This window comes from Hydrogenispora ethanolica, assembly GCF_004340685.1.
Lineage (GTDB): Bacteria > Bacillota > UBA4882 > UBA8346 > UBA8346 > Hydrogenispora > Hydrogenispora ethanolica.
Genome location: NZ_SLUN01000011.1, coordinates 36,230 through 49,246, shown reverse-complemented (window position 1 = coordinate 49,246; position 13,017 = coordinate 36,230). Strand labels below are relative to the sequence as shown.

Below are 13,017 nucleotides of genomic sequence, written 5' to 3'. Positions count from 1 at the left end.
AGTGAAGCCGATGAACGGAACAACTGGTTCTAAAGTTTGGTACATCCCGGATGGCTATTATCCCAGCTTCAGTTCGGGGAAATTCCCCAGTCACGAGGCGATCTGTGTCTTAAACCCGGCTGCCGAAGATGCCAGCATATCGATTACGCTTTACTTTGAGGATCGCGACAAAATGGCCGGATTTAGCGTGGTTTGTCCGGCGGAGCGTACCCGGCATATCCGGATGGATCAATTAAAAAACGCCGCGGGGGAAGGAGTCCCGCAAGGAGTGGCGTATGCGATGATGGTCGAAAGCGACCGGCCGGTCATCGTTCAATACAGCCGGATGGATACCACCCAAGCGGAGATGGCTCTGATGACGACGATGGCTTACCCGGTCTAAGACGTCCAGGTGATTGCGGGTCTTCTTTCCGGCTGGATTCGCCCCGGTCTATAGACGATGCCGGCCTGGGAATTTGCTGCCGCGAGAGTTGACAATAATTTGTTTCGTGTTATAATTATTGAGCAATCATCTGTGAGGGGATTCATGTGGCGGAGAAAGAACGGAAAAACATCGCGGTGAACCGGAGCGCCCGGCATAACTACTTTATCGAAGAGACGTACGAGGCGGGGATCGCTTTGACCGGAACCGAGGTCAAGTCGTTGCGGCTGGGCAAAGGAAATCTGCAAGACAGTTTCGCCCGGATCGCCAATGGCGAGATCATGCTGGAAAACTGCCATATCAGCCCCTACGATTTCGGGAACCGTTTTAACCATGAACCGACCCGGCCGCGCAAGTTATTGATGCACCGGAAAGAGATTATCCGGTTGTTCAGTAAAGTCCGGGAGCAAGGCTTGACCCTGGTGCCATTGCAGATGTACTTCAACGAACAGGGCCGGGTCAAGGTGGAACTGGCCTTGGCTCGTGGCAAAAAACTCCACGACAAGCGGGACGATATCGCCAAGAAGGATGCCGCCCGCGAAGTGGACCGGGCCTTGCGGGATCGGCAACGCCGTTAAATAAGGAACCCGGAATGATTTGCGAAAATATGCTATAATATAAGTATCGAAGGAGATCGGTTGATCTCCGGCATGCCACGGGGGCGACCGGTTTCGACGGGGAGCGCGGTGGCAAAGGTAGCGGGTCGAGGTGCTGTGGCCTCGTTAAACTGCAGCAAGCACATTAAGTGCCAATAACAATTACGCTTTAGCTGCTTAATTTAAGTAGCCGTCCAAACCGAGCTTAACCTGGGAGGTCGGGGCGGGCGTCAAATAAACCAGGACGCTCTTCAGCCAATTCTCGGAGGCTGAGGCTAAGATCATCGAGATAGCCAAGGCTTAGTTCGTCCGTAGACGGAGCGGCGGCGAAATCTAAAATGCGGTCTGCACCCGGAGAAGCTTTTGTGATTGCCTTTTCGGACGGGGGTTCAACTCCCCCCGCCTCCACCAAACAAGTATTGTCCGGACACTCCGTACTTCAAAGGAAGCTTTGCGGTGACCGTGTTACGATAATTACCAAAAACGAGTCTTCAATCGCTCGTTTTTTCTTATTTATGGCTAGGTGAGAAAAGGATGTTTACAATGATGTCTTGTGGGCAGTGGGGCGAAATCTTTCGGTTTGGCTGTTCGCAGCACTTGCCGACAATTTGCCGCTTCCGTTCCTAACGGCCAATATGACTGCCATTAGGCGGACGAAAGTACCTGCCAAATGCAAGACAGGGTTTTTTCGACCCGGGACACGCTCCAATTCTTCACGTTACCCCCCGGACTTATAAATCATTCATCCCTGAGTTTTTCCGCCCTTAACGATCGATGTTAAGGGTTGTTTTTTCGAACGCAAGGAGTTTCCCCGGGACTCAGTACTGTTGCCTCGAGGCCGGTTCTACTTCCCCAACCCTTGGGGAAACTTCCCGAATCTTTGGGAAAGCTTCCCGAAGCTTCGTGGATGCTTCCCCAAGGATTGGTCCTCTTTCCCGAAGGATTCGTCCTGCATCCCCGAGCCTTGGTCCTTTATCCCGGAACCTTGGGAATGGTTCCCGAAGGCTTCGGGAAGGAAGGATGACCTTTGGGGAAGAAAGGATCAGAGGATCCTATGAAAGGATCATGGGATCCCTTACAAGGATGAAGACCATCCCTAACACGGATGGCGGCATACCTTACAAGGATCAAAGGATCCTTTGAAAGGATCGAAGCATCCCTTACAAGGATGGCTTTCATCCTAACAAGGATGAAGAATATCCTAGTTGGACGGAAGCTCATACCTTACATGAGAAGCGATCGAGTAATATATTAGGGGCCGGGATGGAACGGACGAAACACCATGAATTGATCTGGATCACGAATGGTGAGATAATATAAATAATTGCTTACAAGACTTTAGCTGAGTTTTCATTGGAGAGAATTGCTTTTCGTTCCACTTCAATTTCGTTTTCAAAATTCCGATGAGTCCACTGGAAATGGACCGGACGACGATAGGGAGATTATGATGATCAAAGTGCTCATTGCGGATGATGAGGAAAAGGTTTGTACGCTAATTTACAAATTGGTTAATTGGCAAGATTTTGATATGGAAGTCGTGGCAACGGTATACAACGGCATCGAGGCACTGGAGTGCATTAAAGCGCTGGAGTTGGATCTGGTGATCACCGATATCCGGATGCCGGGTTATGACGGGATCGAGCTCATCGCGAAGGCCAAGGAGATCAACGACCGTCTCGAGTTCATCATTATCAGCGGATACCGGCATTTCGAATATGCGCAAAGCGCCATTAAATACGGTGTCAGTGATTATCTGTTAAAGCCCATCAAAAAAGAGGAATTGATCGATACCCTGAAAAAGATTCGTTTGCACTGTCTTGAGCGGGCGGAACAGCTATCCGCGCAGGAACAGCTGCGTTTGCGCCTGCAGGACGATACCAGCAAACACCGGGAACAGCTGTTTGCGGATTTTTTATTCAGTTCTACCAAACTCATTGACAGGCTGGAGGAGCTGAATAAAACCTATTGTTTTCAGTTTGTCCCCGGAGTTTTTCAACTTACGGCCATTAAAATCGATTGCCCGTATGAGGATTTTAACGCAGACAGCATGAAAGTGTTATCGGAAAAAGTAAGTAAGATTTTGGACTCCGTTTTACGCGACAACTGCTACGAAATGGAGATGTATTACAGGGACAGCATCGTTTATACGCTGCTTAATTATTCGTTGGAAGATTCCCCGTCCGTGCGCCGCCAGTTGAAGGCGGTCATGGCGGAACTTTTGGTTCAGCAGACGGTGTTCGACAAGGTTTTTTTCACCCTCGGCGTGGGCAAGCCAACCGAGGACGTAGCCAAGCTCCCCCAATGTTTTAGCTCGGCCCAGAACGCCGTGTTCCAAAGGCTGGTGGACGGAACCGGAAAAATGATCGATGACGCGCCGGTTGCCGGATATGCGCCCATAAAACAGGACTTTCTGTTGGGAGATTTCAGGCGGATGATGTCGCAAGCCGTTGAGCTGCTGGATTTGCAGGCGGCGCAGGCGGCGGTCGGCGTTCTGGCGGATGCCGCGCCAATCAACGAAAAAACGGCGGGCAGTCAGGTTTATAAATTGGTTGTGGCGGCCGGCGAAATGTTCATGCTCATCATTAAAAACACGCAATACAATGTGGAAATCCCTCCGGAAATCTATGAAGAGTTTAAAACCCGGTTGTCGCTTTGCGGGAATGTGGAACAGCTGTTTGAAACGCTCAATTTATTGGTAAGAACCCAGATCGACTTCATTGTGCAAGAGAACCGGCAGGCCGACAACCGGCCGATCCGGATGGCCAAGGAGTATATCCAAAAAAATTACATGAATCCGATCGGGCTGGAAGAAATCAGCGAAATGTTAGGGTTTAACCTCTCTTATTTCAGCGCGCTTTTCAAAAAGGAAACCGGCAAAAACTTTTTGGAATATCTCACTGAGGTGCGCATTGCCAACGCCAAGGAGCTGCTGCGGGAAACCAACCTGAGCATCGCCGAAATTTGCAACCGCGTCGGCTATCTGGACCAAAAGCATTTTATCGCAACCTTTAAAAAATATGCCGGAATCAAACCCGGAGAATTCCGGAAACTTTATTCATAGGAGAAGCAGAGATTGGAACGAAAATACGGCCGTTATTTGTTTTACCGTTCTTTTCTAGCCAGCGCCGTCCTGGGTGTAACGGTAATCCTGTTGCTGGTCTTTTTGTTTATGGCAGCGGGCGAGGACACCTTTTTTCTTTGGGTTGCCTTGGGCGGAACCATAGCCTTCGCGGCGATACTTTATGGCATGTACTATACGATTCTTAAACCTTATGCCGAAACCAAAAAAATGCTGGATCTTTTTATCACCGGCTATACGGTTGAAGGTTTGTATAATATGCGATTTTCGTTTACCCCCGAAATGGAACAGGCGCTTTTAAAGCTGAAGGGTTTTATCAATACCAATGAGATTTTGCGGGTGAGCAAGCGCCAGGCCCAGTTTCTGGCATTGCAAAACCAGATTAACCCTCATTTTTTATATAACACCCTGGAAGGGATTCGCGGCGAAGCGCTCGGCGCGGGACTGGATAATGTGGCGGAAATGACCGAGGCTTTGGCCAGGTTCTTTCGCTACACCATTTCCAATCTGGATAATTTCGTTTTACTGGAAGATGAACTTGCCAATATTGAAAATTATTTTTTCATCCAGCAATACCGCTTCGGTTCACGCTTGAAACTGGTGATTGAGTATGACGACCCCCAGGACAGCAGCTCCATTTTAAGATACAAGCTGCCCAAGCTGACTTTGCAGCCGATCGTGGAAAACGCAATCATCCACGGAATTGAGCGCAAGGTGGGTGCCGGTACTGTGCGTATAAAACTGGAAAGGACGCAAACCCGGCTGTTAATCACCATATCCGACGACGGCGTGGGTATGGACGAGTTTCGCCTGCAGGAACTGAATGAAAAATTAAATAACTCATCCTTCGATTATATCAAGCCGGATTCGGAGCAAAAGGGCGGCATTGCCGTCGTCAATGTGAATCGAAGGATCCAACTGTTGTTCGGAGAGGAATACGGGATCTGCATTTATAGCACTCAAGGCGTGGGAACCGATGTGGAAATTACGCTTCCACTGTTGACTAACATACAGGAGCAGGCAATCCTTAAGGGATAAAGGTCTGGCGAAAAGATGCGGCAGGAAATTTTGCGCTTGGAGAAAATTGTAACGGCTGAAAACGGCGTAATGCTTTTGAACCATTTTAATCTCCATATTTTTCGCGGGGAGATTATGGGTTTGATCGCCATTAGCCGGCATGGACTGGAAAGCCTGATCGAATTAATTTGTCGTAATGTACCCTTATATTACGGCTCGGTTTATTTCGACGAAAAGCTGGTAAACAGCTATGCGTTAAGCCCGTTGACGCGCAACAAGGTCGCAGTGATCGAAAAGCAGTTCAGCCTCATTGAAAATCTAACGGTGGCGGACAATATCTATGTCATGCGCCGCGGTTTCAAAAAGTATATTATTCATTCCAAAACGTTGAATTCACAGTTTAAGATGTTCGCCATGGATGCCGGAGTTGATTTGCATGGCGAACAGCAGGTGCAAGGTTTAACCTATTATGAGAAATGTGTTGTGGAGCTTCTGAAAGCCATCATCGGCGGAGTGAAGTTGGTTATCATCCGGGATATCAGCAACTTTATCAGTACCACGGACCTTATCAAGTTTCATCAGCTTATGCAAACCTATACCGGGTCAGGCGTTTCGTTTTTGTACATCTGTAACCATCATCAAGAGGCCTATTCGATTTGTGACAAAATTTGTTTAATGGAAAACGGCAAGGCGCTTAAGGTTTTGGGAAAGGACGAATTTAAGGAAGAAAAAATCCTGCCTTTTACCAATGAATTCTATAAAAACTACCATGAACGGCAGGCCCTGCCGCAATGGATGAACGATTTTCCCTGGGTCTACCGGGGCAAAAAAGGCGAAGGTTTTGACAATGAAAAGCCGCAAACGCCCTTGAAAAACGGGCAGCGGGTGCTGGAGTTTTGTAATGTTTCCAGCGGGAACATCAATAAGCTCACCTTCGATGTCAAAGCGGGAGAATGCGTGGTGCTGTTGGACAAGAACAATACCGTGTACATCGATATCCTGGCGCTGATGAATTTTGAAAGGAAACCGCAACAGGGGCAGATTTTATTAAATGGGGAAGTACTCGCCAAAAAAGCCTTCCAAACCTTAGGCTTTATCCCGGAAAAACCGATCCGGAATTTGTTATTCAAAGAAATGAGCTACTTTGACAATATGTGTTTCACAGCGGATAAAAAGCTTAGGCCCTTCTGGATGCGCAGCGCAATCAGAAAGAGTATTGTCAAGGAGTATGAACCGATTATCGGTCCGGATATCCATGCGCGGGACATTACAAAGCTCTCGATACAATCCCTGTATAGTCTGGTGTATTATCGAATCCACTTGCAAAATCCAAAGGTTGTCATTTGTGTCAACCCGTTTTTCGAAGGGGATATGGCGATGCGCCTTCAAATCCGCAACTTAATCAAAATGCTATTGGACAAAAAAATGGCAGTGCTCATTCTGGCGGTAAATCTTTCCGACTCGCTTTTGATAGCAGACCGTCTGTTGGTCTTGGAAAAAGGAACGCTAATCAATGAACTTTACAGCGGCGAGTATCACAAGCTTACCGAAAATCCCCAGTGATCACCGGTTATACTGACTCCTATAAAATCCACCCTCATTTCTAAAAACTCCCCCATACCTCAAACATTTACGTCTTTGTTATAATTTAATTATCGATTTGAAAACGAATCAATTGATTAAGGACTAGGTGACTTAAGTGGCGGACTATATTGTTACAATGGAGCATATTTGCAAGTCATTTTCCGGAGTGAAAGCCTTAGACGATGTTTCGTTTTATTTACGCTCAGGCGAGGTGATGGCCCTTTTGGGGGAAAATGGCGCCGGCAAATCCACCTTGATGAAAATTTTATCCGGCGTATACACTCGTGACAGCGGAGAAATCACCATTTTCGGTAAAAAGGTGGGAGACATGACGCCCCATAAAGCGCAGGCCTTAGGCGTCGCCATCATCCACCAGGAACTCAACATGTGTTCCCATCTTACGGTCGCCGAGAACATTTTCCTCGGCAGAGAAAAGTGCCGCGGCGGAATTTTGACCGACAAAGAGATGAACGAGGAAGCGCGGAGACTGTTAAACCGGTTGAAAATCGATATCGATCCGCAGACCGTGGTAGGGGATTTATCCGTATCCAAGCAGCAGATGGTGGAGATTGCCAAGGCGCTTTCCACGGATGCCCGAGTGCTGATCATGGATGAGCCCACCAGTGCGCTGACCAGTAAAGAGATCGACGAACTTTTCGCCATCATCAGGGATTTGAAGAAGAACGGTTGCGGGATTGTTTATATTTCGCACCGCCTGGAAGAGCTGCAATATATCGTCGATAGAGTAACCATCATGCGCGACGGCAAGTTTATTACCAGTGCCGCTTTCAAAGAAATAACCATGCCCGAAATCATCACCAACATGGTGGGCCGGGAAATCAAAGAAAAATTCCCGCGCGTCAAAACGAAACGCGGCCAAAAGGTCTTCGAGGTAAAAAACATTAATGCCGGCAAAATGGTCAGAGACATCAGCTTTGAATTGTATGAGGGAGAGATTGTCGGAATCGCCGGTTTGATGGGCGCGGGACGGACCGAAACCACCCGGGCGATTTTTGGGGTTGATCCCAAGGATTCCGGAGAGATTTTCATCAATGGCGAACCGGTGACCATCAACTGTCCGATGGATGCCATTAAAGCCGGACTGGTGCTCGCGCCGGAGGATCGTAAGAAAGACGGGCTTTGCACCGGCTTGAGCATCAAGGAAAATATCGCGTTGCCAAACCTGGATATCCTCTGTAACGGCTTGGGCGTTGTCAACCAGAAAAAAGAGACGGAAATGATCGAAAAAGCTGTTACCAGCCTGAACATTAAATTATCGAATCCCGAAAATGATGCCGCCAGCCTGTCGGGCGGTAACCAGCAAAAGGTGGTTGTGGCCAAGTGGCTGGCCAGGAATTCCAAGGTGGTCATTTTTGATGAGCCGACCCGGGGGATCGACGTTGCCGCCAAGGTTGAAATATATAATATCATGAATGAGCTTAAGCAAGAAGGGATCGGCGTATTGTTCGTTTCGTCGGAAATGCCGGAGATTATGGGAATCAGTGACCGGATATTGGTGATGTGCGACGGAAGGATCACCGGAGAACTGGACCAGGAAAATGTAACACAAAATGCTATTTTAGAATATGCCACTCGCTTTGAAAGCAAAGTTGTGTAATTCGATAATTTGAAATCATTTTCTTAAAACTTATTTGATCCAAATCGAAACGGATATAAAAATGTAGGGGTAAAAATGATGGAAAATAACTTACTGAAGAAACTACTAAGCATTCGGGGAATGGGTCAGGTCATCACAGTAGGCATCGGTCTCATTATTATGTGTTTGGTTTTTGGAATCATTAACCCGCTGTTCTTCTCGCCTGTCAATATCGCCAATCTTTTGAGGCAAATTGCGCCGATTCTTTTGATAGGCATCGCCCAGTCCTTTGTACTGATTACCGGAAACATCGACCTTTCCATCGGTTCGGTGGTCGGCATGAGCTGTATGGTGTCCGCGACCTTGATGACCCGTGGCGTCGACCCATGGGTGGCAGCGGGAATTACCATGGTTATTTGTTTGTTTACCGGTGTTCTGAATGGTTTTTTGGTTTCCGGCTGCAAGCTTCCTTCGTTTATTGCGACCTTGGGCACGATGACCATCGCCCGTGGCGTGGCCCAAATTGTGAATAACAATTACAATACCAATCTGATCGGTGATGGCCCCGTTGCCAATGCCTTCCGTGACTTTTTTTACTATGGAAAAACTTTTGGGATTTTTAACGGAATCATTATCGCGGTGGTTTTATGGTTCATTTTTAACTTCTTGCTCAGCAAAACCCGCACGGGACGGCATATTTACGCGACCGGCAGCAATTTGGAAGCGGCACGCCTTTCCGGAGTCAACACTTTGCATACGGTAATCAAGGCCTATGTGGTAAGTGCATTTTGTTCGGGGATTGTCGGACTTATCACGTGTGCGACCACGGGGATGGGTACCATGGATGCGGGTAACTCTTACGAATTATATGCTGTTGCGGCGGCCGTTATCGGTGGAGTGAGTACTCTCGGAGGACAGGGGATCCTGCTGGGTACCGTTGTCGGCGCATGTATCTGGGGCGCTTTGGCAAACGGTCTGCAATTTGCAGGCGCGCCTGTGGCGATCCGCAATATCGTTATCGGCATCATTGTGGTATTATCCGTATTCATGGACGTCATTGTACGAACCAGGAGAACCGATAAAACCAAGTCCAAGACAACGATGAAGCCGACGATGGTAAAAGCCAGTTAATAAAAGCCAAAAAGGCTTTTATATAAAAGGGAGGAGAAAGATTAATGAAAAAACTGTTCCGATGCACGCTTTTGGTACTGGTCCTCGCGTTATGTTTTTCGGCGGTATCTATCAATGCCGCGCCCCAATCATTTAAAATTTTCCTGATTACCATGGATCAAATGGACCAGTATTGGGCGGGAATTGATCAAGGTTGTAAAAAGGCAGCTGCCGAGCTCGGTAATGTTGATTACAAATGGACTGCTCCGGACGTAAAAGACGATGCCAAGCAAATCGAGATGATCAATAACGCCGTAGCCAACGGCGCCAACGCGATTTTGCTTGCCGCGAACGGCCCGGATGCTGTAACTTCCGCATTGAAAGAAGCACAAGCGAAAAAGGTCCAAATTATTTACGTTGACTCTCCCGCCAAATTCCCGGCAGTTGCCACGTATGCAACCAATAACGAAGGCGCAGGCAAAACAGCCGGTAATGAAATGCTCAAGAACCTGGCCAAAGCGGGCATTAAAAAAGGGAAAATCGGTATTATCAGTGTTAACGCGGCAACGGCCTCGACCGTCGCTCGTGAAAAGGGCTTCCGCGCGGCTTTACGCGGCAAGGGCTATACATTGCTGGCGACCCAATACTGCGACGGTGATGCCGCAAAAGCAAAAGATATCGCCACCAACTATATTACCCAGGGCTGCGTCGGCATCTTTGGCGCTAATGAGGGTTCCGCGGTTGGTACCGGCAATGCCATCAAAGAGTCAGGCCAATCGGTTATCGGTATTGGCTTCGATTCGTCCGACGCAATTAAAAGTTTGATTAAAAACGGATTTTTAAAGGCGACCATGGTCCAAAATCCGTCGGTGATGGGTTATGAAGGCTTAAAAACGGCGGTTAGCGTTTTAACCGGCAAAGTTAAGGCCGATGGTAAAGTCGTCGATACAGGTGTGTCGGTAGTTACCAAGTAATCTGGTACTCCACTAAACCTTAAGCGTAATAATCCCTAAACTGGCGTTTAATTGATAGCCAGAGTCGTAAAACCCCGGATATTCAAAGTATCCGGGGGTTTTAGTATGCGCCCGGCATCGGAATCCTTCAAGGGAAGCTGACTTCAGCCATGGCCCAATTTCCTCCGAATCGCCAAAGAGGTTCCTTCTTCAGACTTTGCAGCGGGCGTAGCAGGTAGGGCTGCCCTCGGGCGGCCTTCCGTTCCAGTCATGCAAGTTTTGGGCGGAGATTTTCTTGAGTCAGAAAATCCCCGCCAGGTTAAGAATGAGAAGAGGTACTGTCAAAAGTTGCTCAGGAGTCCGAAATGGATGCCTCCGGCGTTCATAATGAGTTACGAAAGAAACCGGAATCGTGGTTTTGGGCTGATTTTGATCCCATCAGTATTTACCGAACTCCGCTGAACTCTGAGGAGCGAACGGCTGGACGGCCGCTGCCACTTGCCGCAAGCTGCAATCCAAGCCGTTGACTTCCAGGGCCGGTTTGGTGAAGGAATTGGCATCGCCGGGCATTCGTTGGGCGTTCCGTTGTTTTCTCAGCTTAAATCTCTGAACCATGCTCTTTAAAAGATCGGCCTGACTGGACAGCTCTTCACTGGCTGAGGCGCACTGTTCGGCCGTGGCGGTATTGGTCTGAGTAACTTGGGCTACTTGGGAGATGCCTTGATCAACTTGGGTGATGCCCGAAGCCTGTTCGTTGGAGGAGGTAGCGATATTTCCGATTAGCGAAGCAGCCTCGGTAATACCGTCCACGATTCGGTTTAGAGCTTCTGCGGTATGATTGGCAATTAGAGTGCCGGATTCCACCTTTTGAATGGAGCCTTCGATCAAAGCAGTGGTTTCTTTGGCTGCGTCAGCGCTGCGTGCCGCCAGGTTTCGGACTTCCTCGGCCACCACGGCGAAACCCCGGCCGTGTTGCCCAGCCCGGGCCGCCTCGACGGCGGCATTCAGAGCCAGAATATTGGTCTGAAAAGCAATCTCGTCGATTACCTTGATAATCTTGGAGATGTTCCCCGAGGCCTCGTTAATGGACTCCATCGAATTGAGCATGACCCCCATCTGTTGATCGCCTTCGATCGCATACCCCTTGGCGGCGACTGCCAGTTCGCTGGCCTGGTTGGCATTGACGGCATTCTGCTTGGTTTGGGCGGCAATCTCGGTCATGGACGCGGTAATCTCCTGAACCGTACTCGCTTGTTCCGTGGCGGCCTGGGATAATATCTGGCTGGAATCGGAGACATGCTTGGCTCCTGAGGCTACCTGATCGGCAGCATGATAAAACTCGCCTAAGATCTCGTTGAACGAATCGATGATGCGGTTTAAAGAGTCTTTGATCTGAACGAAATCGCCCCGATAATCACTTTGGATCGCCACATTCAGATCTCCGCCGGCCATCGCGGTCAAAACCGCGGAGATTTCTGCGATATAATTCCGGATCGAGAGGATGGTATGGTTCAGAGCATCTTTGATGACTGCATGATCGCCTTGATAGTCTCCATTCATGGCGGTTTGCAGATTTCCCTGGGCCATCTCCTGCAACACCTGAGAGGCTTCTTGGACCGGCTGAACCATGGCATCCAGTGTATGATTGAATCCTTCAATGATCTTACGGAAATCTCCCTGGTGTTTGACGGCGTCGGCCCGGGTGCTTAGCATTCCTTGTTTGGCGGCTTCGACCAATTCAGTGGCATCCTTCAGCATATTCCGGATGCTTTCCGTCATGGTTTTCATCGCGACGAGGACCAATCCGGGTTCATCTTTTCGTTGAACTTCAATGGTGAAGGAGATATCACCCTGGGCAACCTTCTCCGCCACATCGACGCATTCTTTCAGCGGCCCGGTGATACTGCGGGTCATCAGCAGAGTGATACCGCAGGCCAGAATCAAACAGATCACCGAGATAAGAATCAGGAAAAAGGTAGTGCGCTGGATGAGCTGGTATGCTTGTTGACCGCTCTCGGACATTAGGGCGGTTTGGAAAGTGACGAGATCGCTTAATGTTTGGAGATAAGCGTTCTGTTTTTGGCGCATTTCGGTAAAGAGCAAGGCGATAGCCTCGGCTTTTTTGCCTTCATGGATCCGTTGGCGGAGATGGGCCAATGCCGGATTATATTCATTGTAGGCAGCCAATACCTTTTGAAGCACTTTTTTCCCTTCGTCGGAATGGATGGTTTGCTCCAATTTTTTCAATTGGCGTTCGATTTTCGCTGTGGAGTCCACGATTCTTTTTTCTTCTTCCGTCACTTTGGACGGGTCATTCCACAGCAACATATTACGGAGGGCCCGGGCGACTACATTGGTGTTCTCGCTAATCTCATTGGCCCAAATGGTTTTGGGCATCCGATCCTCCACTACTTTTTTGATGCCTTGATCGATCTGAACCAGACCGAAGATTGAATAAACCGCCATCATAATGATGAGTAACCCTACGATTCCGAACCCTAGTGCCAATTTTTTGCCGACTTCCATGTCTTTAAGCATTATTATCACCCTTCTTTTAATCCTCTAATTTTCATTCGTGACATTGCGAAGGAAATTGTTAAATCTTGACGGCTTTAATTTTTTATCTTTTTTTCATTATCCTACACCACCTTTGGTAAAAA

9 protein-coding genes and 1 other RNA gene are annotated in these 13,017 nt (G+C 48.5%); 9 read left to right on the top strand and 1 reads right to left on the bottom strand.

Going from position 1 to position 13,017, the window contains the following annotated elements:
• The first annotated feature begins 10 nt into the window (after positions 1 to 10).
• The 9 genes from EDC14_RS10485 to EDC14_RS10445 all read left to right on the top strand — a co-directional run bounded on the left by EDC14_RS10485 (position 11) and on the right by EDC14_RS10445 (position 10,378).
• Positions 11 to 382: a sensory rhodopsin transducer gene (locus tag EDC14_RS10485; RefSeq protein ID WP_132014246.1), complete on the top strand. Its 372-nt coding sequence runs from the start codon at positions 11 to 13 to the stop codon at positions 380 to 382.
• 146 nt (positions 383 to 528) lie between these two features.
• Positions 529 to 999, top strand: a complete 471-nt coding sequence (gene smpB / locus EDC14_RS10480; RefSeq protein ID WP_243662886.1) for an SsrA-binding protein SmpB — start codon at positions 529 to 531, stop codon at positions 997 to 999.
• A 79-nt stretch (positions 1,000 to 1,078) separates the two neighbouring features.
• Positions 1,079 to 1,428: a transfer-messenger RNA gene (gene ssrA, locus EDC14_RS10475) on the top strand.
• Positions 1,429 to 2,464: 1,036 nt separating this feature from the next.
• Positions 2,465 to 4,078 (top strand): response regulator, encoded by a 1,614-nt coding sequence (locus EDC14_RS10470; protein ID WP_165907932.1) that lies wholly within the window; start codon positions 2,465 to 2,467, stop codon positions 4,076 to 4,078.
• Between the two features lie 12 nt (positions 4,079 to 4,090).
• A complete protein-coding gene (locus EDC14_RS10465; RefSeq protein ID WP_132014243.1) occupies positions 4,091 to 5,134 on the top strand; it encodes a sensor histidine kinase in 1,044 nt (347 codons plus the stop codon).
• Positions 5,135 to 5,170: 36 nt separating this feature from the next.
• On the top strand, positions 5,171 to 6,676 hold the full coding sequence (locus EDC14_RS10460) for an ATP-binding cassette domain-containing protein (RefSeq protein WP_132014242.1): 1,506 nt from the start codon (positions 5,171 to 5,173) through the stop codon (positions 6,674 to 6,676).
• A 157-nt stretch (positions 6,677 to 6,833) separates the two neighbouring features.
• The gene (locus tag EDC14_RS10455; protein ID WP_207930736.1) at positions 6,834 to 8,315 is read left to right on the top strand and encodes a sugar ABC transporter ATP-binding protein; all 1,482 of its coding nucleotides are present in this window, start codon (positions 6,834 to 6,836) and stop codon (positions 8,313 to 8,315) included.
• 78 nt (positions 8,316 to 8,393) lie between these two features.
• Entirely contained in the window at positions 8,394 to 9,425 is a 1,032-nt protein-coding gene (locus tag EDC14_RS10450) for an ABC transporter permease (protein ID WP_243662885.1), read from the top strand.
• Between the two features lie 44 nt (positions 9,426 to 9,469).
• The gene (locus EDC14_RS10445) at positions 9,470 to 10,378 is read left to right on the top strand and encodes a substrate-binding domain-containing protein (protein WP_132014239.1); all 909 of its coding nucleotides are present in this window, start codon (positions 9,470 to 9,472) and stop codon (positions 10,376 to 10,378) included.
• A gap of 417 nt (positions 10,379 to 10,795) precedes the next feature.
• Here the strand turns inward: EDC14_RS10445 and EDC14_RS10440 are convergent, their stop codons facing one another.
• Positions 10,796 to 12,895 (bottom strand): methyl-accepting chemotaxis protein, encoded by a 2,100-nt coding sequence (locus tag EDC14_RS10440; protein WP_132014238.1) that lies wholly within the window; start codon positions 12,893 to 12,895, stop codon positions 10,796 to 10,798.
• Positions 12,896 to 13,017: the final 122 nt, after the last annotated feature.